This window comes from Plantactinospora sp. A48 (assembly GCF_055793945.1).
This window is the reverse complement of sequence record NZ_JBTIXF010000008.1, coordinates 49883-69651: the sequence shown is the minus strand read 5'-3', so window position 1 is coordinate 69651 and position 19769 is coordinate 49883. Positions and strand designations below refer to the sequence as shown.

General features: G+C 72.4%; 17 protein-coding genes and 1 riboswitch. Of the genes, 10 read left to right on the top strand and 7 right to left on the bottom strand.

Annotated elements, in window-relative coordinates; all coding sequences use genetic code 11:
* Positions 1-137: 137 nt before the first annotated feature.
* Positions 138-341: a cold-shock protein gene (locus ACXN5W_RS06700; RefSeq protein ID WP_203864050.1), complete on the bottom strand. Its 204-nt coding sequence runs from the start codon at positions 339-341 to the stop codon at positions 138-140.
* Positions 342-887: 546 nt separating this feature from the next.
* Between ACXN5W_RS06700 and ACXN5W_RS06695 the strand changes: the two genes are divergently transcribed.
* Both ACXN5W_RS06695 and ACXN5W_RS06690 read left to right on the top strand, forming a co-directional pair.
* Positions 888-1025 carry a hypothetical protein gene (locus tag ACXN5W_RS06695; protein ID WP_473157272.1) on the top strand — a complete coding sequence of 46 codons (138 nt, stop codon included), beginning with the start codon at positions 888-890 and terminating at the stop codon, positions 1023-1025.
* A 20-nt stretch (positions 1026-1045) separates the two neighbouring features.
* On the top strand, positions 1046-1501 hold the full coding sequence (locus tag ACXN5W_RS06690) for a GNAT family N-acetyltransferase (protein ID WP_473157345.1): 456 nt from the start codon (positions 1046-1048) through the stop codon (positions 1499-1501).
* 93 nt (positions 1502-1594) lie between these two features.
* On the opposite strand, the gene paaN is transcribed toward ACXN5W_RS06690, so the two are convergent.
* Positions 1595-3268 (bottom strand): phenylacetic acid degradation protein PaaN, encoded by a 1674-nt coding sequence (paaN, locus tag ACXN5W_RS06685; RefSeq protein WP_473157271.1) that lies wholly within the window; start codon positions 3266-3268, stop codon positions 1595-1597.
* Positions 3269-3505: 237 nt separating this feature from the next.
* On the opposite strand from paaN, the gene ACXN5W_RS06680 reads away from it, so the two are divergent.
* Positions 3506-4042, top strand: coding sequence for a hypothetical protein (locus ACXN5W_RS06680; protein ID WP_473157270.1), 537 nt, complete (start codon positions 3506-3508; stop codon positions 4040-4042).
* A gap of 138 nt (positions 4043-4180) precedes the next feature.
* On the opposite strand, the gene ACXN5W_RS06675 is transcribed toward ACXN5W_RS06680, so the two are convergent.
* The 3 genes from ACXN5W_RS06675 to ACXN5W_RS06665 all read right to left on the bottom strand — a co-directional run bounded on the left by ACXN5W_RS06675 (position 4181) and on the right by ACXN5W_RS06665 (position 8357).
* Entirely contained in the window at positions 4181-5203 is a 1023-nt protein-coding gene (locus tag ACXN5W_RS06675) for a GNAT family N-acetyltransferase (protein ID WP_473157269.1), read from the bottom strand.
* Between the two features lie 468 nt (positions 5204-5671).
* Positions 5672-6973: a threonine synthase gene (gene thrC / locus ACXN5W_RS06670; protein ID WP_473157268.1), complete on the bottom strand. Its 1302-nt coding sequence runs from the start codon at positions 6971-6973 to the stop codon at positions 5672-5674.
* A 10-nt stretch (positions 6974-6983) separates the two neighbouring features.
* Positions 6984-7114: riboswitch (SAM riboswitch) on the bottom strand.
* Between the two features lie 109 nt (positions 7115-7223).
* Positions 7224-8357: a DMT family transporter gene (locus ACXN5W_RS06665; protein ID WP_473157267.1), complete on the bottom strand. Its 1134-nt coding sequence runs from the start codon at positions 8355-8357 to the stop codon at positions 7224-7226.
* Positions 8358-8447: 90 nt separating this feature from the next.
* Here ACXN5W_RS06665 and ACXN5W_RS06660 point away from each other — a divergent pair, with 90 nt between their 5' ends.
* Positions 8448-8771 (top strand): ArsR/SmtB family transcription factor, encoded by a 324-nt coding sequence (locus tag ACXN5W_RS06660; protein ID WP_473157266.1) that lies wholly within the window; start codon positions 8448-8450, stop codon positions 8769-8771.
* Positions 8772-8875: 104 nt separating this feature from the next.
* Entirely contained in the window at positions 8876-9493 is a 618-nt protein-coding gene (locus ACXN5W_RS06655) for a hypothetical protein (RefSeq protein WP_473157265.1), read from the top strand.
* Positions 9494-9582: 89 nt separating this feature from the next.
* Here the strand turns inward: ACXN5W_RS06655 and ACXN5W_RS06650 are convergent, their stop codons facing one another.
* Positions 9583-10473, bottom strand: a complete 891-nt coding sequence (locus ACXN5W_RS06650) for an ABC transporter permease (protein ID WP_473157264.1) — start codon at positions 10471-10473, stop codon at positions 9583-9585.
* On the bottom strand, positions 10473-13412 hold the full coding sequence (locus tag ACXN5W_RS06645; RefSeq protein WP_473157263.1) for an alpha/beta fold hydrolase: 2940 nt from the start codon (positions 13410-13412) through the stop codon (positions 10473-10475). The genes ACXN5W_RS06650 and ACXN5W_RS06645 overlap by 1 nt, the downstream gene beginning before the upstream one ends.
* Positions 13413-13801: 389 nt before the next feature.
* Between ACXN5W_RS06645 and ACXN5W_RS06640 the strand changes: the two genes are divergently transcribed.
* Genes ACXN5W_RS06640 through ACXN5W_RS06620 form a run of 5 tightly spaced genes read left to right on the top strand, consistent with a single transcriptional unit; the run spans position 13802 to position 19768 of the window.
* The gene (locus ACXN5W_RS06640; RefSeq protein WP_473157262.1) at positions 13802-15106 is read left to right on the top strand and encodes a hypothetical protein; all 1305 of its coding nucleotides are present in this window, start codon (positions 13802-13804) and stop codon (positions 15104-15106) included.
* Positions 15093-18212: a sensor histidine kinase gene (locus ACXN5W_RS06635; protein WP_473157261.1), complete on the top strand. Its 3120-nt coding sequence runs from the start codon at positions 15093-15095 to the stop codon at positions 18210-18212. Before ACXN5W_RS06640 ends, ACXN5W_RS06635 begins: the two co-directional genes overlap by 14 nt.
* Positions 18212-18685: a roadblock/LC7 domain-containing protein gene (locus ACXN5W_RS06630; RefSeq protein WP_473157260.1), complete on the top strand. Its 474-nt coding sequence runs from the start codon at positions 18212-18214 to the stop codon at positions 18683-18685. The genes ACXN5W_RS06635 and ACXN5W_RS06630 overlap by 1 nt, the downstream gene beginning before the upstream one ends.
* Positions 18682-19149 carry a DUF742 domain-containing protein gene (locus tag ACXN5W_RS06625; RefSeq protein WP_473157259.1) on the top strand — a complete coding sequence of 156 codons (468 nt, stop codon included), beginning with the start codon at positions 18682-18684 and terminating at the stop codon, positions 19147-19149. Before ACXN5W_RS06630 ends, ACXN5W_RS06625 begins: the two co-directional genes overlap by 4 nt.
* Positions 19127-19768: a GTP-binding protein gene (locus ACXN5W_RS06620; RefSeq protein WP_473157258.1), complete on the top strand. Its 642-nt coding sequence runs from the start codon at positions 19127-19129 to the stop codon at positions 19766-19768. Before ACXN5W_RS06625 ends, ACXN5W_RS06620 begins: the two co-directional genes overlap by 23 nt.
* Position 19769: the final 1 nt, after the last annotated feature.

Sequence of the window (19769 nt, the reverse complement as noted above, 5' to 3'; positions counted from 1 at the left end):
AAGCCGGTCCCTCCGCAGGCGGGTACGACTGGTCTGGTGACTCGCTCACATGGGCTCCTCGGCGACTGATGTGGGCACGATCTTCCCGGATCGTCTGCCCACGCCGCTGCCCTGGGGGCCGCGCCGAGGAGGCCGGTTCAGGCTATGAGGCGGACCTGCTCGGCCTGCGGGCCCTTCTGCCCCTGCGCGATCTCGAACTCGACGCGCTGTCCGTCGTCGAGGGCCTTGTAACCGTCCATCTGGATCGCGGAGAAGTGGACGAACACGTCCTGCCCACCGTCGACGGCGATGAACCCGTAGCCCTTTTCGCTGTTGAACCACTTCACGGTGCCCTGTGCCACGGTGCACTTCCTCACTTCGATGACGCGGGGTCCTGAGGACCACGGTCCAGCCTGCGCCGAGCCGCGCCGCCGGACGAATGACCCGTGGCGGGCCTTCGAAACCGGCGGCCGAAATCGCACGCTACACGAGGCGTGACGAGCGCGCACTACCACAAAACGGACGGGGGCCAGACCTGTTCCAGGACAGGCCGACAGCGCAGCGAAACCAGCGCCCGGACCAGGCCCGGAAGGCAGTCCCATAGATGAGACTCGAAATCTTGGGACCCGGACGAGGCCGATCCGACGGTCCCTGACACCACTGGAGAGCCGTACCGGACTCCGCCGGTGACCCGACCGGGTTGCCGGCGCCGGACGTCACCGGTAGGCATGCACACATGACGAGCGCCCGCGCCGCGAGGCCGGCCACCCACACCCACCAGCCCGGGCCCGATCCGGCCCACCCCTCCAGGCCGGCCTGCCCCTCCGGGTCCCACCCGGCCCGCCCCTCCGGAGCCGACCCGGCCTGCCACTCCGGGTCCGACCCGGCCCACCGCACCGGAGCCGACCGTGCCCACCGCACCGGAGCCGGCCCGGCTCGGCGACAGCCCTCCGGGGCGGAACACGATCGCGGCGCCCGAGGTCGTCCCGGCGACGGCGCACCGCGCCGGTCAGGCGGCCGGGACCCGGTCACCGTACGCCGGGTGACCAACGCCGATGCCGGTCGGATGCGGGCGCTTCGGCTGGAGATGCTGGCCGACTCCCCCTTGGCCTTCCTGGAGACCGTCGCCGAGGCGGCGGCCCGCCCGCACGCCGAGTACGCGGCACGGATCGCCGAATGCGCCACGGGCCCGCGACGCGGACAGTTCATCGCCGACCCCGGCGGGCGGCTGGTCGGGCACGCGGGCGGCGCGGTGGCCCCGCACGACCCGGACCTCACCGTGATCTTCGCCGTCTACCTGACCCCGGCGTGGCGGGGCAGTGGCCTGCTCGGCGACCTGATCGACGCGGTGGCCGCCTGGTCGCGGGAGTGCGGTCGGTCGGAGCTGCTCCTGGAGGTCGTCGTCGGTAACGACCGCGCCGTCCGGGCGTACCAGCGGCTCGGCTTCGTCGACACCGGGGTACGGGTTCCGCACCCCATCGTGCCGGCGCTCACCGAGTTGCAGATGCGCCGGTCCGTCTGAGCCGGCAGACGCGCCGGCCCGGCTGAAACCCACCGCGTCAAGAAGGGGCCCCTGCTATACGAAATGCGATAACAAGGGGCCCTTCCTTAACGCTCAGGCGGGGCGGCGGCTCTGGACGATGCGGAACCGGTTCGCCACGTACGCGCCGTCGGTGAGAGCCGCGTTCGCGGCCGGGTTGGCACCGCTGGCGTGGAAGTCGGAGAACGCCGCGGACTGGTTGACGAAGACGCCGCCGGTCAGGTTGCAGGACAACTGGACACCCACGTCCAGGGCCGCCCGCTCGGTGGCGTCCAGCACCTCGGCGTCGGTCGAGTAGACCCCCGCGGTCAGCGCGCCGCTGCGACCGACGGTCTCCCGGAGGATCTCCAGGCTGTGGTCGGTGGAATCGGTGCCGATGACGAACGAGATCGGTCCGAACCACTCCTGGCCGTACGTCCCGGCCGCGTCCGCGTCGAGCCTGACGATCGTCGGGGTCCGCACCACCGCCTCCGGGAACTTCGGGTGCTCGACGGCCCGCGACGGCAGCACGGTCTCGCCCACTCCGGAGACCTCGTCCAGCCGCTTGAGCACCCCGTCGTTGACGATCGCGCCGGTCAACTCGACGCCCCGCGCCGGGTCGGCGGTGAGCTTCCCGACCGCCGCCGCGATCCCCTCGGCGACCTCGTCGAGGCTCTTGTGCCCCTGGTCGGTCTCGATGCCGTCACGGGGAACGAGGATGTTCTGCGAGGTGGTACACATCTGGCCGCTGTAGAGGGTCAGGGTGAACCCGAGGTTGCGGCACATCCCGGCGAAGTCGTCGGTGGAGTCGATGATCACCGCGTTCAGGCCGGCCTTCTCGGTGTAGACCGCGGCCTGCCGGGCGTTGGCCTCCAGCCAGTCGCCGTACGCGGTGGAGCCGGTGAAGTCGACGATCCGGACGCTCGGGTGCAGCGCGAGCGTCGAGGCCAGCTTCTCCCCGGGCGCCTCGGCGGCCAGCAGCACCAGGTTCGGGTCGAACCCGGCCTCGGCCAGCACCTCCCGGGCGTACCGCACGGTGATCGCGAGCGGCAGCACGGCCCGCGGGTGCGGCTTGACCACCACCGGGTTGCCGGTGGCCAACGAGGCGAACAGCCCGGGGTACGAGTTCCAGGTCGGGAACGTGTTGCAGCCGATGACCAGGCTGATCCCGCGCGGCACGACATGGTACGTCTTGGTCATCCGCAGCGGCTCACCCTTGCCGGCGGGCTTCTCCCAGTCCGCCGTGCCCGGGTGCCGGGTCATCTCGGAGTACGCGTAGGCGATCGCCTCCAACGCCCGGTCCAGAGCGTGCGCACCGCCGGCCTGGAACGCCATCACGAACGCCTGGCCGCTGGTGAACTGCACCGCGTTGGCCAACTCGAAGATGTGCCGGTGCAGTCGGGCGAGGATCTCCAGACACACCCCGACCCGGGTCTGCGGGCCCGCGTCCCGCCAGGCCGGCAGCGCGGCCCGGGCGGCGGCCAGCAGCTCCTCCGGGTCGGCGTGCGGGTAACGCACCCCGAGATCGATCCCGAACGGGCTGTCCTCGGTGGCCACCCGGTCCCGGGTGCCGGGCTGGTCCAGCGGGAAGTCGGTGCCCAGGTACGCCTGGAACGCGGCCTCGCCCTCGGCGGCGGCCGTCTCGCCGTACACCCGAGGGCTCGGCGACTCCGGAAAGGCGGACCAGTAGCCGCGCTCGGTGATCGCGTGCAGCGCCCGGGTGAGGGTCTCGGCATGCGCGGCGTAGAGGGGATGCGGGGTCTCCGTCATGTCCGCCATCATGCCCCAGCCCGCGCCGGACCGGTAAGCCCCGCCGGCCCCGCACACCTGCAAGGAAGGGCCCCCTCTTATCGCTTTTTGTATAGGAAGGGCCCCTTCTTAACGGCCATGGCCGTTCTACACCGCCAACCGGCAGCGCGCCGGGTGGGCGGTGGACTGTCGCGGACCGGACCACACCGAGCTCTCGGCCCGACAGCTGATCCGACGCCGCTGGCTCATCCTGGGGACATGTCCCCCGCCAGACACCGGGTACGCACCGCCGCCACCTGGGCCAACGGCACCACGCTGGCCGGGCTGGCCGTGGCCGCCGCCACCCGGACCGTCCGGCGGCGTACCCCGGAGGGTCTGATCATCGCCGGCGGCTACCGGTGGCCGGTGCCCCGGCAGGACTGCTTCACGGTCGGTTCGGTGATCTTCACCCGACGGCCGGCCGACTGGTTGCTGCATCCCGACCGGGCCGGCCTGCTGGGGCACGAGGTCCGCCACGTCGGCCAGTACGCCGGGCTGGGCCCGCTGTTCTGGCCGGTCTACTGGCTCGCCTGCGTCTGGTCCTACGCGCTGACCGGTGACTACGGTGCCCGGAACGTCCTGGAGCGACGGGCCGGGCTGGCCGCCGGCGGCTATCGCGAACTGCCACTGCGTCCGTGGGCGGCCCGGGTCGCCGCCCGGATCGCCCGACCGCGCCGCGATCACCCCGCCAAGCCTGACCAACCCGCTGGCCCGCGAGGAAGACCCGACCGCCCGCCAAACCGACCGGCCCCCTGACCGACGAGGAAGACCCGACCACCCCCCTGACCGGCCGCGAAGACCCGACCACCCCGCAAACCCGACCAGCCCCTGACCGCCCAGGAAGACCCGACCACCCCGCCAACCCGACCAGGCCCCCGACCGGGGAGAACCGGATCAGAGGGCGAGTTGCCAGGCGGCCCAGGTGTCGACCGGTCGGTAGCCCAGCGTCTCGTTGATCGAGATCATGTTCCGGTTGACCGCCGCGTTCCAGGTGTCCATGGCCCGCACCTCCGGCTCCCGCTCCACGACGTAGCGCAGATTTTCGATCTTGACGAGGGTGCCCAGCCGGTGTCCGCGATGCTCGGGGTCCACCAGGGTGATCTGCTGGAACGCGTGCCAGGGCTCGGTCGCCGCGAAGTCCACCAGGGTCCATCCGACCAGCCGGCCCGTGGCGTCGTGCCGGGCGGCCGTGCTGTAGAGCCGGCGCCCCCGGTCATTGATGATCAGTTCTTCCACGGCGGCCTGGCGGGAGGCGTCGATCTTCTCCGCTTCCCACGCCAGGTCGCCGATGGGCGCGTCGGACATCAGCCGGCCGTTGAGGTACGCGACATCGGCCAGATACTCCGGCGGGGTGAACCCGGACCACGACACGATGGAGTAGCCGGCGGCCTGGTCCCACGCGCCCGCCTGCGCGGCGTCCAACGCGGCCCAGTCCACGGCCGTCACGTCGAGCCGCCGGCGTACCTCGAGAAGCGCCTCGACCGCACCGGTGGCGGCGGCGAACGCCCCACCCGCCGGGTCCCGGGCGGGCCAGTCCGGCAGCGCGGCGACGGTCTCGCTGGTGAGCCACTTGCGGCCGAGATCCCGGGCGATCGCCGCCACCCGGTCGTGCAGCGCCCGGCCCACGCCGCGACGACGGAAATCGGGATGTACGTCCAGCTCGATCTCGGAGTTCTCGGTGTTGTCCAGCAGCGGCAGCTGGAGTTGGGCGAAGCCGGCCGGCACCCCGTCCAGCAGGGCCAGCAGGGCCCGGGAGTCCTGACCCGGCATGGGCCGGCGCAGGGAACCGACGAACCCCCGCCGGGATGGCCTGGGAAAGTCGGGCACGGTAGCGGCCAGACTGGCCACCCGGATCTGGTACGCCTGCTCCACGGCGGCGTCATCGCTCGGGTCGAGCGGTGCCACTTCGATGCTCACCTGCCGACCGTGCCCCAGCCCGGCCCCCAGCGCGACCGATTTTCCCGCCGCGATCTCGGGTTTCCCGAGAGAACACCGGCGCGGAAGGCTGGACGGCTCAATACGCGGAAAGATCAGCCACGGATGAGTCAACGCGCGTACCGGTCACGGGCGCACCGCACCGCCGGGCGCACCGCGAGAAATTTTGGTCGGGAGGGGCGTGCGCACAACGCCTCCGGCGCTGGGTCGGTAGAACTCGAAAAGTCTCCGGCGCTACGCCCTCCCGCACGGAGCATCTTGCGCCCGCTCGAAGTGTCCAGTCAAGCCCTCGAAGGGGGTTTTTACTCTACTCTCGGCGAATTCCCAGCTACCAACCGCAGTTGCCGGCTCCGCCGACCGGACGGCTGTCCACCATCCGGTCGGCGGATGTCGGAGCCGCACTAACCGGACGGTTGTCCACCATCCGGTCGGCGAGTGTCGGAAGCGTGCTCAGCCGAGCAGGCCCGCCTCGCGGGCCGCCCGCAGCGATGGCCGGACCCGATGCGTCGGGCGGGCCGTTTCGGCCACCGCGTCCAGCGTCTTGAGCCCTTCGCCCGTGTTGTAGACGACGGTCTCCCGCGCCGGGTCCAGCCGGCCGGACGCCACCAGCTTGCCGAGCACGGCGACGGTCACGCCGCCGGCCGTCTCCGCGAAGATCCCGGTGGTCCGGGCCAGCCGGCGGATGCCGTCCCGGATCTCGTCGTCGGTGGCGAAGTCCATCCAGCCACCGGTCCGGCGCACCGCCTCCAGGGCGTACAGGCCGGCGGCCGGATCGCCGATGTTCAGCGACTTGGCGATGCCGGTCGGTCGGACCGGCGTGATGACGTCGGTGTCCCCGTGCAGCGCCGTGGCGATCGGGTTGCAGCCCGCGGACTGCGCGCCGAACACCCGCCAGCCACCCTCGGGCGCCTCGGCCAGCCCGATCTCCACCAGCTCGGTGAAGGCCTTGTCCACCTTGGTCAGCAGTTCCCCGCTGGCCATCGGGATCACCACCTGCTCGGGGATGCGCCAGCCGAGCTGCTCGGCCACCTCGTACCCGAGGGTCTTGGAACCCTCGGCGTAGTAGGGCCGGACGTTGACGTTGACGAACGCGGTGTCCTCGAACTCGTCGGTCTCGACCAGCTCACCGCACAACCGGTTGACGTCGTCGTACGACCCCTCCACGGCGACCAGCTGACCGCCGTAGACGGCCGTGGTGATCACCTTGCCGGCCTCCAGGTCGGCGGGGATGAAGACGATCGACGGCACTCCGGCCCGGGCCGCGTGGGCGGCCACCGAATTGGCCAGGTTCCCGGTCGAGGCGCAGGCGAAGCGGCTGAAACCCAGGCCCTTCGCGGCGGTGAGCGCCACCGAGACGACCCGGTCCTTGAACGAGTGGGTGGGGTTGGCGCTGTCGTCCTTGATCCACAACGGCGCCGTGATGCCGAGTTCGGCGGCGAGCGCGGCGGCCGGCACCAGCGGGGTGAGCCCGGGATCCAGGGTGACCCGGGTGGCCGGGTCCTGACCCGCGGGCAGCAGCGGGGCGTACCGCCAGATGTTGGCCGGCCCGGCCTCGATGTCGGCCCGGCTGACCCGGGCCAGCTCCGCCTGGTCGTAGCCGACCTCCAGGGGGCCGAAACACTCGTAACAGGCGTGCTGGGCGATCAGTGGGTACTCGGCGCCACAACCGCGACAGACCAGAGCCCGGGCGGGCGTGACGGCGGGCGCGCTGTCGACGGACCGGGAGGAGACGGATTCGATGATCGACGTCATGTCGAGATTCCTCTCATCTTTCCCCGCGTCGCACCCTGCGGCGGGGACGGAATTGGCACCTGCCCCCGCGGTCGTCGTCGAGCGCGCGGGTGGTTGCCGGGGCGTCATCGGGCCGTATCCCTCAGCCCCTCTGGATGAGGTATGCAGTTGTGCCACCCAGCTTACCCGGCTCCCCTGCCGAGCCACCCCCACCTCCCACATGCAAGGAAGGGCCCCCTGTTATCGCTTTCGGTAGAGCAGGGGTCCCCGGTTAACGCCGAGCGCTCGCCGTAACCCGCTCCGGAGCCGGCCGGGCGGGCGTTCCCGACCGATCCGGCGCGACACCCTCCCGACCAGACGCGGCGACCACCGGAGCACCGGCGATACCGGCACCGGGCGCGGCCGCCCGTACCGAAGCACCGGCACCGACACCGGTCACGGCCGCCCGCCCGCCGGGCGCCGAAGCACCAGCACCAGCACCAGCACCAGCACCGGCATCGGCGGGGGCGTTGGTCGTACGACCGAGCAGGTTCGACGCGACCAGGGCCGCGATGGTCAGCGCGGCGCCGGCCAGCTCGGCCGCGACCGGCCGGTAGCCCCGGACGATCTGCACCGCGAAGGTGATCACCGGCACCAGGTTCATGAACAGCGCGGCGTTGGCCGCGCCCAGCCGCTGCACCCCGGTGTTCCAGGCCAGCACGGCCACCACGGCGGCGATCAGGACGGCGTACGTCAGTTGCGGGGCGACCGCGACGAGGTCGGCGCCGCTCGGTCGGTGCTGCCAGCCCACGGCGTCGGCGATCGCCGTCAGCACCAGGATGGCCAGGGTCCCCGAGGTGGCCGTGAGGGTGGTGTACCGCAGCGGCGACCAGCCACCGAACCGGCTCGCGCCGTAGGTGTAGATCGCCCAGCCGAGCACGGCACCGGCCATCATCAGTTCACCGACGCCGAACCCGACGAACCCGTCGAGCCGACCGCGGGTGATCACCAGTCCGACGCCGACCAGCGCGAGCAGCGACAGCCCGAGGAGCACCGGTCGCGGTCGTACCCCGTCGAAGGCCCACCTGACGAGTTGGGTGACGACCGGGGCGGTGGCCACGAACAGCGCGATGTGCTGCGGGGCCGCATGTCCGAGGGCGAGGCTGCTCAGCCCGTTGAAGCCGGCGAAGCCGACGACGCCGAGCACCACCAGGGGTACGGCCCGGCCGGCCGGCCGCAGCGCGGCGGTGCCCTCCCGCAGCACCAGCAGTCCGAGCAGGATCAGGGCGGCCGGCAGGTACCGGGCGGCCACCATGTTGAGCGCGTCCACCCGGGTCAGCGCGCTGGCCAGCACCGGGAACATGATCCCCCAGCCGACCGCGGCGGCCAGCGGGAAGGCGAGGTTGCGGGGCGAGGTCGCCAGCATCCGGACTCCTATGTTCGAGGGTTTTCGAACCAACGCGAACGACCATAGGCCGATGTTCGATGATTGTCGAACATGAGTTACACTGGTCACGTGGCGCTTGACGAACCGGAGCTTTCCGACGTACCGGTCACGGCCGTGCTGGCGGCCCTGGCCGACGACGTTCGGCTGCGGATCCTGCGCGAGCTGGCCGGCGGTGGCGAGTACGCCTGCGGCACCTTCGAACTGGGGGTCTCCAAGGCCACCCGGTCACACCATCTCCGGGTGCTCCGCGAGGCCGGCCTGACCCGTACCCGGGCGGCGGGCACCACCCGGTACGTCCGGCTGCGCCGCGACGAGATCGATCGGCACTATCCGGGCCTGCTCGACGCCGTCCTCCGGCCCGTCACCCCGGAGGCATCTGCCGAACGCTCCTGAAGATCCACCTTCCGGAGGTCACCCCGGGAACATCGGCCGAGCGCGTTTGAGATCCACCCGTACCGATGGTGCCGACCTGGATCCGGGCTGTCACGCTGGGCGGCATGGCGATCCGCGCGACCCGGTCCGGGCTGATCCTGCTGATGTCCCTCACCACCGCGGCGGCGGCCGGTTGCGGCCAGACCCCGTCGGCCGACCCGACACCGGCCGGCACCGCGGCCACGGCCGACGCGGCGGGCACCGGGTCACCGTCGGCGTCGACCAACCCGGCGCCGTCCGACGCCACGGGACCGACCGACGGAACGCCGCCCTCGCCCGCCGCGACCGGCTCCCCGCTCCCCGACGGCCGCTCGCCGGTCTACCTGCGGGCGATCGACGTCGGCGGTCGGACCCTCACGGTCGACCTGATCCGCTTCCTCACCGGCGATGAGGCTCGAACCGAATACCAGAAGGCCCATCCGAACGAAGACGGCCCACCGAACGACTACCTGATCGTCAACGAGAATCCCCTGCTACGCACCGTCCCGGTGGCCAACCCGGTGGACATTCTCGTGCTCGCCGACGGCTCCCCGACCCTGCACCCGACGACCTTCGCCGAGCTGCCCGGATATCTGGCCGCGAAGAAGCCGGCCAACTCCGGTCCGGCGCTGTCGCCGCTGCCCTTCTGGCTGATCCTGGTACGCGGAAAGGTCGTCCGGATGGAACAGCAGTACCTACCCTGACCACACACCCGGGCCGGGCCCGTCGCGGCCTCCGTGGCAGCCGGGCGGGACGACGAGCCCGAGCGTGGCGTGAGCTTGCGCCCGGACGGTCAGCTCGTCACGTCCTTGCGGGTGAACCGCCGGAAGGCCAGCGCGCTGAAGACGGTCGCGTACGACAGCGCCGAGACGCAGCCGCGCACCACGTCGTCGGTCTGCACGGGCGTCGAGAGCAGTCCCAGCCAGGCCGTGCTGTAGTGGGTCGGCAGGAAATCCCGCAGCACCCCCAGCGCGGTGATCTGGTCGAGGATGCTGGACAGGATCCACAGCAGCACCGCGCCGCCCACCGCACCCAGCGCGGCATCCGTGGTAACCGACAGCAGGAAGGCCAGCCCGGCGACCACCAGCAGCACCACCGCGAGGTAGCCGAGGATGGCGAGCAACCGCAGGACCCCCTCACCGGTGGGGATCTCGGCGGCCACCGTGCTGCGCAGCGGGTGCCAGCCGTACCGCAGGGTGCCGGCCAGCAGCGCCGTGCCGAGCAGCAGGACCAGGGCCAGTCCCGAGTACGCCAGCGCCACCACCAGCTTGACCGCCAGCAACCGGGCCCGGGGCACCGGCACCGCGAGCAGGTACCGCAGGCTCCCCCAGCTCGCCTCACTGGCCACCGTGTCGCCGCAGAACAGCGCCACCACGACCACCAGCAGGAACGACGCCGAGACGAAGAGCCCGAACAGGGCGAAGTTCAGTCCGCCCGAGGTCGCCAGGTCCACCAGGCTGGCGAACTCACCGTTGCCGTTGTCGTCGTCGCCACCGGAGTTGAACTGGAAGGCCACCAGCACGATCAGCGGCAGCAGCACCATGCAGCCGAGCGCGAGCTGGGTACGCCGGCGCGCGGCCTGCCGGCGTACCTCCGCCCAGATCGGCATGGTGGCTCCGGGCCGGTAGCCGGGCGCGGCCCCGGCATCCGCACCGGACGTACGACCATTCGGTGTACCCGACATCAACGGTCCCCACTTCCCCGTGAGTTCTCCCCGACCAGTGCCAGGAACGCGTCCTCCAGGCGACGGCGGGGCATCACCCGGTCAACTCCCACGCCGGCGTTGACCAACGCGGCCACCACCTCGCTGCGGGCCGTGCCATTGGTGTCCACCACCAGCGCGCCGTCCTCGTCGGGCAACACCCGGACACCCTCCAGCCGAGCCAGCACCGTCCGCGCCGCGCCCGGATCCGAGACGTCGAACCGCACGCTCGGCGACTCGCCGACGATCTCGGCCACCGGCCCGGCCGCCACGATCCGGCCCTTGTTGACCACCACGGCGTGGGTGCAGGTCTGCTCCACCTCGGCCAGCAGGTGGCTGGAGACCAGCACCGCCCGGCCGCCCGTGGCGTACCGCTGGAGCACCCGGCGCATCTCGGCGATCTGCGGCGGGTCGAGCCCATCGGTGGGTTCGTCCAGCACCAGCACCTCGGGCAGACCCAGCATGGCCTGCGCGATGGCCAGCCGCTGGCGCATGCCGTGGCTGTACGTGCGCACCTTGCGGTGCACCGACTCGCCCAGGCCCGCGGTCTCCAGCGCCTCCGTGAAGTGCGCGTCCTCCGCCGGGCGACCGGTGGCCCGCCAGTACGCCCGCAGGTTCGCCTCACCGGACAGGTGCGGCAGGAAACCGGGGCCCTCGACCAGCGCGCCGATCCGGGACAGCACCGGCGAGCCGGGCACCAGCCGGTGCCCGAACACGTATATCTCCCCAGCCGTCGGCTGGGTCAGTCCCATCAGCACCCGCAGCGTGGTGGTCTTGCCGGCGCCGTTCGGGCCGAGCAGGCCGACCACCTGTCCGGGCCGGACCTCGAAGTCGACCCGGGACACCGCGACGAAGCCGTCCGCGTACTCCTTGCGCAGCTCCCGGACGACCAGCGGAACATCCGCGTACTCCGGTCGGATGGTGTCGTCGCGGCGGCGGGCCCGCAGCCGGACGACCAGGATCGTCGCGACGAGCCCGAGCAGGATGGCGGCGACCAGCCCGGCCAGCACCCAGCGCCAGATGGCGGCCGGGGTGGCGATCGGCGTCCCGGTCACCGTCGGCAGGATCACCGCGTCGCCGCCCAGCCCCACCTGGTAGACGGCCGGCTGGGCCGGCGTGGCGTACCCCTGGTCGGAGGTCGCCACGGTGATCCGCAGTCGGTGCCCGGCGTCGATCCGCCGGACGATCGCCGGCAGCGTCACGGTGACCGGCCTGGCGTCCGCCAGGTCGGCCGGCAGGCCGGTCAGCCGGACCGGCGCGACCAGCCCGTCCGGCAACGTGACCCCGCCCTTCGGGTCCACGTCGTACAACTTGACGAAGAACACGGTCTCGCCGCCGGGCGCGGCGGCCCGGATCGACACGGTCGGGGCCCCGGCCACGTCGACCGCCGTCGCCAGCGGGGCGGACTCGAAGGAGGCGTGCTGGCCCGGCAGCTCTCCGGCGATGCCCGCCAGCCCACCGAGGCCGCCGGCCGGGCCGGCCGCCGCGGCCAGGCCGCCGAGCCCGGGCAGCGCCGAGATGGCCGCCGGGTTACCGCCGGGCGGGTTCGCGATCTGTTGCGGTGGCCCCGCGACGGGCACCGTCCGGGTCGCCGTGCCGGTCAGTCCCGGGTACCGGTCGGTGGAGTACCCGGTGGCGACCAGCCCTCGGTCCAGCGCGTCGAACCCGGCCAGCCGGGACCAGGTGAAGCTGTCGGCCGGAGCCGGACCGGTGCCCTTCACGTAGTGGTCCAGCCACTGCGCGGTCAGGTAGCGCACCCGGTCCTGGTCGCTCTTCGGCCCGGCGCCACCGTCGTGGCCACCGGTGAACCAGGCCACCCGGACCGGCGTGCCGGTGGCCGCGATGCCCCGGGCGTTGGCGTCCGCCTCGGCGAGCGGGAAGAGGGTGTCCGCCTGGCCCTGGACGAGCAGGGTCGGCGCCTTGATCCGGTCCAGCACGCCGGCCGGGCTCGACCGGCGCAGCAGGGCCACGGCGTCCGCGCTGGCCCGCCCGTTGGTGGCGATCTCCAGGTACGCCCGGCACACGTCGGCCGCGAACCGGCCGCACGCCGGATCGGCCGCCCCCGGCTGCCCCGCCGCCGGCTGCCCACCCGGCCGGGCGGTCGGATCGGCCGTGCCCACCGGTCCTGCGGGCCCGGCTGTCGGATCGGCCGAACCGCCCGGCCGGGTCGGCTCGGTCGCCGTCGGTTGCCCACCGGCTCCGGGCGCCACGCCGGGGCCGACGCCCGGGTCGGCGGCGGGGCTGCCGCCGAAGAAGATGCCGGCCCAGCCCTTCTTGAAGACGCCGTCGGTCACCGGTCGCCCGGTCGACTCCGGCAGGAACGACCGGGCCAGGTCGTTCCAGGTGATCATCGGAACGATCGCGTCCACCCGGGGATCCTGGCCGGCGAGCAACAGCGCGAGGCCGCCGCCGTACGACCCGCCGACCACCCCCACCCGGGGATCGCCGGGACCGTCCCGGCGGATGTCCGGTCGGGCGGCCAACCAGTCCAGCAACCGGGAGGCGTCCCGCACCTCGTAGTCCGGACTGTCCAGGTGGATCCGGTCGCCGCTGCGGCCGAAGCCGCGCGCTGTCCAGGTGAGCACCGCGTAGCCCCGGTCGGCCAGGTCCTCCGCGTCGGACCGGACCGACTCCTTGGTGCCGCCGAACCCGTGCCCGAGCAGCACCGCCGGCACGGGCCGGGCCGCCGACGCGGCCGCCGGCAGGTACAGCCGGGTGTCCAGCTCGACCGGCTCGGTCCCGGCCGGCCCGGACAGCACGGTCAGCATCGCGTCGGTGGTGCTGAACGCCCGGCGTTCCGGCCAGACCGCCCAGCCCACGAGGCCAGCGAGGACGACGGTCACCGTCGCGGTGGCGACCACGCGCCGCGTGGACATCCGGGGCAGGACCCGGCGCAGTCGCGCCGGCACGGCGGTTGGCATGCGCCCACCGTACGGGCGTCCGCCTGTGGCCCGGCTGAGATCCCCCGTACGGGTGGCCGGGCTCGCCATTTCGGCAGCTCCGGCCCGGCGAACGCCCATCGTTCACGCCAGCTGGTGGGACAACTTCGGATCGCGTGAATTCCGATGTTTCGTACACACCCCCTAATCCGCCGAGCCACCTCCACGGTTCGCCACCTAGGGCGCGAGCAGCGGTACGTACGGTCACCAAAGTCCAGAGTGACGGAAACCAGACCGTTAGGAGTGGATCGTATTAGCTGGACATCAGTTAGGTTTCCGGTCCGGTGCATGGGACTGATCGGCTCCCGTCGCCCGAACTCCGGGCCCACCCAGCCGCGCCCGCCCGACTCCCGTGCCGGAGGAGACCGACGATGGACAACCGTGCGACCCTGGCCGCCCGCCGGCCGCCCGCACCGGGGATCACCCTGCCACTGGTGCTGGCCGTCGCCCTGCTGGTACCGGTGGCCGTCCTCTTCGTACAGGTTTGGCGGGACACCGGAGACAACCGGTCGGCCGCGGCCGGAGAGCGGAACGGCATCACGTACCTCCAGGCGCTCTGGCCGGTGACCAGCGCCCTCGCGGACGCGCAGTCGGCCGCCGTGACCGGCCGGCCCGCCTCGCGGGACACGCTGGCCCGGGCGGTCGAGGAGGCCAGCGCCGTGGATCAGCGGCTGGGCGACGACCTGCGGACCACCGAGCGCTGGTCGAGCCTCCGAGCCAAGATCAACAAGCTGCCCGAGCGGGCCGGTGGGGCGCCTCAGGAGACCCTGGCGGCGTACCAGGAGGCGACGGACCTGCTGCTGGCCCTCTACACCAAGGTCCAGGACAGCTCCGGACTGGGCCGCGACCCCGATTCGGACTCGGCGAAACTCCAGGACGTCGCCGCGAAGGACCTCCCCACGGCGCTCATCTCCGCCGGTCGACTGTCCGACGTGGTCGCCCTGGCACCGGCCCGGCCCGCCACCGAACGGCTCGCCGCGCTGGGCGAGATCACGGCCTCCCGACTGTCCACCTTCGTTCCGGCCAACGACGCCGTGACGGACCTCCAGGAAGCCGTCGACAGCACCCTGAGCACGAATCTCGGTGGCAACCTGCTGAGCCGGCTGGACAACTACCAGCGGGCGATCGGCGCGCTGGCCGGGACCGTCACGCTGCCCGGGGAGTCCGGTGGCGGAACGGCCGGGCGGAAACCGGGCATGGTCCTGCCGGACCCGACCATCGTGGCGCGGGCCCGGTCCACCGCGCAGCAGACGGCCGTCGAACTCGGCACGATCATCCTGTCCGAACTCGACGATCTCGTGCGGGACCGCTCAGCCGGCGTCGACGCCCGACGCTGGCTGGCCGTCGGAGCGGCCGCCCTCGCGGTGCTGCTGTCCATGGCCGTGGTCACGACCGCCGTCATCACGGCCCGGCGCCGGGCGACCCGGGCGCGGCGGGCGGCGGCGGCGCTGGCGGCCGGGCTGGACAACAGCTCCGACGACATCCGGCCGCCGCGGACCCCTGGCGACCCACCCGGCGGCGCCGGACAGCCCGAGCCGCGCCGGTGGGAGGCGATGGACTGGGCCCAGCCGGTCCCGGCCGGCTCCGGTCCCGGCGCCAACGCCCGCACGCCGGTCAACACCGGCGCCCGGGACAACCAACCGACACGGTGGGGACGTACCGATGCTGCTCGGTAGGCTCCGGATCCGCGGCAAGCTCGCGCTGCTGGTCATCGTGCCGCTGCTCAGCATGGTCGCTCTCGCCGTGCCCGTCGCCGGCAGCCGGATCAGCGCGGCCACCCGGGCCGGGAAGATCGCGGACAACGTCCGGCTCGCCAACCGGGTCGGCACCCTGATCCAGGACCTCCAGCAGGAACGCATGCTGTCGGTCGGTTATCTGCTGGGCCTGGTGGATCGCGGTCAGCTCGTACAGAAGTCCGCCGTCGTCGACGACCGGATGTCCGACCTGCGGGCCGAGTTCCACGGACAACTGACCGACCGGGTCCGGACCGCCCTGGACGGCGTACGCAAGCTGGCCGATCTGCGGGCGGCCGTGCTCGCCCGCAAGGCCAGCACGGACCAGGTCATGTCCGCGATCGGCCCGCTCGACCAGTCCCTCATCGACTCGTTGCGGTTGCAGTTCGACGTGGACACCCGGACCACCGCGGGCCGGCAGATCCTCGCCCTCGACGCCCTGCTGCGCAACGACGAGGGCATCGGAACCGGCGCCACCCTGATCCTGCTGGTGGTGGCCAGCCGGGGCGACCCCGTTGCCACCCAGCGGGTCGGTTCCGCGTTCATCGCGAACCTGGCCTCGCTGATGGTCAACAACCAGCGCTTCACCTCCCTCGCCACCCAGGAACAATGGCAGTTGCAGGTGCTGGAGCAGGACGCCGTGATGGCTCGGACCAGCAAGGACTTCCTCACGACCGGCGCCATCGACCCGGCCGGCGCGATCGCCGGGGTCGATACGAAAACGCTGTTCCCCGCGGTGGCCTCGATGATCACCCTGGGCCAGTTCGTCGAGAAGAAGGTGGCGGCCGACGTCATCGCCGAGGCGACCGCACAGCAGCGTCGGGCACTGACCGAGGCGTACCTGGTGGGCGCCGCCGCACTGCTGACGCTGGTGCTGGTCGTCGGCCTCAGCCTGGCGGTGGCACGGACGGTCGCCCGACCGCTGATCCGACTGACCCGCTCCGCCGAACGGGTGGCCCGGCTCGCCGACGCCGAGCTGACCCGGGTCGCCGACGACGAGTCGGAGTCCGCGAGCGCGGTCCGGTTGGACCATGTCGATATCCGGGGCCGGGACGAGATCGGCGACCTGGCCCGAGCGTTCGAACGGGTCCAGGGCACGGCCGCCCGGCTGGTCGAGCGGCAGGTGGTGAGCCGCCGCAACGTGGCGCAGATGTTCGGCCACGTCGGACGGCGTACGCAGAACCTGGTGGGCCGGCAACTCTCCCTGATCGACCGGCTGGAGACCCGGGAGACCGACCCCGGCCGGCTCCAGCACCTCTACCGACTCGACCACGTCACCAGCCGGTTGCGCCGCAGCGCCAGCAGCCTGGTGGTGCTCTCCGGATCGACCGGTACCGACGGGCACACCGCGCCGGCGTCGCTGGCCAACATCGTCCGGCTGGCACTCGGCGAGATCGAGGACTACACCCGGGTTGACGTCCGGGTGGAGCCGGACATCCTGGTGGCACCGGCCGTGGTGGGTGATCTGGTGCTCGCCCTGGCCGAGTTGATGGAGAACGCCACCGCCTTCTCTGCGCCGCACACCCGGGTCACGGTCGGCGGCGAGCGGGTGCCGGGCGGGGCCCGACTCACGCTCGTCGACCACGGCATCGGGATGCCCGAGCGGCGGATGGCCGAGGAGAACTCCCGGTTGGCCCGCCGGGAACGGCTCGACCTCGCACCCACCGAGGTGCTCGGCCTGTTCGTGGTCGGCCGGCTGGCCCGACGGCACGGCTGGCAGGTGCGTCTCTCGGCCACCCCCGGTGGGGGCGTCACCGTACACCTGGACCTGGCCGAGCGGCTGTTGACCACGGCTCGGACCGACACCCCGGCCATCACCCCTGGTTTCACCCCCGCCCTCACCGCCGGTCCCATCCCGGCCAGCGCTCCTGACCTCGCCCCGGCCAGCACCGCCACCGAGCCGGTCGCGGGAGCGACGGCCGCTGCCGCCACCGCCGAACTGTCCGCCCCGACCGCGCCGCCCGCCGGGGTCGGCGGCGCCACCGGAAGCCGGACGATGACCGGCCGGACCGAGCAACCGACGGGTCTCGCGGTGGGACAGGCACCGGGTGATCCGGGCGGCCGCGTACCGGTTGATTCCGCCGCGGACCCGGCCCCGGTTGATCCCCCGGCCGACCGGACCTCGGTGGGCCTCGCGGTGGGCCAGGCACCGGTCAGCGACCGGGACGCGCCGGCACCCACCGATGCCCCATCCGTCCGGCCGGGCCCGTCCGCCGGGCTGGGCGGGTCGGCTGATCAGGCCGGTCCGTCGCCTGCCTCCGGGATACGGTCCAGGCCCGAGCCGGTGTTCAGCGCGGACCTGGTCGACCGGGCCACCCGGTTGATGGTCGGCCAGTCCTGGAACGCCTTCGACCTGGTCACCGGGGAATCCAGCGGCACCCGGAGCGGTGCCGGACCGGGTGAGTCCCGCCCCGGTCCCGACCTCGGCGGCCGGCCGGTACCGCTCACCGGGGCCGACGCCGAAACCACCGAGATCAACCCGGCCCGGGGTACGGCCAGCGTCCGCTCCCAGCGCGCCCCGCTGCGCCAGCGGGTACCCGGCTCCCACCTGCCGGCGCGGCCAACCACGGGCCAGCGCGACGGTGCCCGGACCGACCCGGGCACCGGGGTGCCACCGGCCGGCGGAGCTGCGCCGGGCAGCGGAGCCGCCCCGGACAGCGGCCGTGAGCCCGCCGATCCCGCCGCCGTGCGCGCCCTCGTCGAGCAGTTCGAGGACGGCGTACGTCGGGCGCAGGAGGAATCGGTGACCCGCCTCGGCACCGGCGCCAACGGCGGGCTCGGCGCCACCGGCGGGTCCGGCGCCAACGGCGGGTCCGGTGTCAACGGCGGGTCCGGCGCGGCACCGGGAACCGGCACTCCCGGGCAGCTCAGCCGACGGGTGCCGGGCAAGTCACTGACCTCCTCGATGATCCGGATCGACCGCCCGCCAGCCCTGGCCCGCCCCACCGACCCCGAGGAGGCACGTAGCCTCGTAACCGAGATCGAGTCCGGGGTCGCCCGTGCCCTGCGCGAGATCAGATCCGAACACCGCGACGAAGAGGGATCATGATGACCAGCCCCTTCACACAGAACCATGTGGACCGTCCCGAACAGCACGGACCGGCCGACCTCAGTCCGGAGGCCCGGACCTTCAACTGGCTGCTGGATTCGTTCACCTCCAGCACGGCGGGCGTGCTCGAGGCGATCGCCGTCTCCTCGGACGGTCTGCTGATGGCAATGTCAGCAATCCGGGACAGGTCCAACGCCGAACGGCTCGCCGCGGTGGTCTCGGGGCTGACCAGCCTCGCCGGTGGCGCGGCCAACTGGTACTCGCTCGGCAACCTCAACCGGGTCGTGGTGGACATGACCGACGGCTACCTCCTGGTCAGCTCGATCAGCAGCGGCTCGGTGCTGGGCGTCGTCGCGGACCGGTCCGCGAACCTGGGCACCGTCGCCTACGAGATGACCCTTTTCGCCGGTCGGGCCGGGGCCGCCCTCACGCCACGGCTGATCGTCGAGCTGAAGAACTCTGTCCAGTCGTGACCTGGCCCGCCGGTGACGACGAGCCGGATCCGGAGCACAGGCCCCGGATCCGGCCCTTTCTCGCGGCTTCGCAACCGGTCAGCGAGGATCGCCGGCTGACGGAGGCCATCCAGGCCGCACCGTCCGTCACCCCGCGCCCGTTCGTCCTCACCGCCGGCCGGGTAACCGGCGCCGACCCGGCGATCGGGTTGGAGACGCAGGTGACGACCCGCGACGGGTACCGCCCGACCGGGCCACCCTTCGCCGATCTCGCCCCCGAATGCCGAGGCATAGTGTTGCTGTGCCACGAGCCACTGTCGGTCGCCGAAATCTCGGCCCGGCTCCGCCTGCAGATCGGCGTCGCCCGCGTGCTGGTCGGCGACCTGCGGGCCGCCGGCTTCCTCGACGTACACGTCGAGGTCGATCCGTCCACGAATCCCAACCTCATCCTGAGAGTTATCGATGGACTCCGTGCGCTCTCCTAACTGGCGGGTCGTCGACCCTGGACCCGAGCCGTACCGGCCGGCGCGACACGCCGCCAGCACCCCGCCCGTACCGGTCAAGGTGTTGATCGCCGGCGGCTTCGGCGTGGGCAAGACCACCACCGTCGGCGCCATCTCGGAAATCGCCCCCCTCACCACCGAGGCGGAGATGACGGCCGCCAGCCTCGGAGTGGACGACCCGGGTACCACCTCGGACAAGACCACCACCACGGTGGCGATGGACTTCGGTTGCGTCACCATCGACCAGAGCCTGAAGCTCTACCTTTTCGGTACGCCCGGACAGGCTCGATTCGGATTTATGTGGGACGATTTGGCTCGGGGCGCGTTGGGCGCTCTCGTCGTGGTGGACAGCAGCCGGCTGGACGACTGCTACCCGGCCATCGACTACTTCGAGCGAGCCGAACTGCCGTTCGTGGTGGGCGTGAACGCGTTCCACGGGCGGTTGGAACACTCCCTCGACGAGATCCGCTGGGCGCTGGCCATCAACGAGCAGGTACCCATCACCCGGTTCGACGCCCGGGACCGGTTGTCGGTACGCGACGCGCTGCTGATGGTATTGGAGCGGGCACTGGCGCGGGCCCTGCGGGACGGGTCAAGCTGAT

Coding starts and splice junctions, on each gene's coding strand:
- ACXN5W_RS06690 (WP_473157345.1), top strand. CDS start 1,046: ATGCGGGCGCTTCGGCTGGAGATGCTGGCCGACTCCCCCTTGGCCTTC.
- paaN (WP_473157271.1), bottom strand. CDS start 3,268: ATGACGGAGACCCCGCATCCCCTCTACGCCGCGCATGCCGAGACCCTC.
- ACXN5W_RS06680 (WP_473157270.1), top strand. CDS start 3,506: ATGTCCCCCGCCAGACACCGGGTACGCACCGCCGCCACCTGGGCCAAC.
- thrC (WP_473157268.1), bottom strand. CDS start 6,973: ATGACGTCGATCATCGAATCCGTCTCCTCCCGGTCCGTCGACAGCGCG.
- ACXN5W_RS06665 (WP_473157267.1), bottom strand. CDS start 8,357: ATGCTGGCGACCTCGCCCCGCAACCTCGCCTTCCCGCTGGCCGCCGCG.
- ACXN5W_RS06655 (WP_473157265.1), top strand. CDS start 8,876: ATGGCGATCCGCGCGACCCGGTCCGGGCTGATCCTGCTGATGTCCCTC.
- ACXN5W_RS06650 (WP_473157264.1), bottom strand. CDS start 10,473: ATGTCGGGTACACCGAATGGTCGTACGTCCGGTGCGGATGCCGGGGCC.
- ACXN5W_RS06645 (WP_473157263.1), bottom strand. CDS start 13,412: ATGCCAACCGCCGTGCCGGCGCGACTGCGCCGGGTCCTGCCCCGGATG.
- ACXN5W_RS06640 (WP_473157262.1), top strand. CDS start 13,802: ATGGACAACCGTGCGACCCTGGCCGCCCGCCGGCCGCCCGCACCGGGG.
- ACXN5W_RS06635 (WP_473157261.1), top strand. CDS start 15,093: ATGCTGCTCGGTAGGCTCCGGATCCGCGGCAAGCTCGCGCTGCTGGTC.
- ACXN5W_RS06630 (WP_473157260.1), top strand. CDS start 18,212: ATGACCAGCCCCTTCACACAGAACCATGTGGACCGTCCCGAACAGCAC.
- ACXN5W_RS06620 (WP_473157258.1), top strand. CDS start 19,127: ATGGACTCCGTGCGCTCTCCTAACTGGCGGGTCGTCGACCCTGGACCC.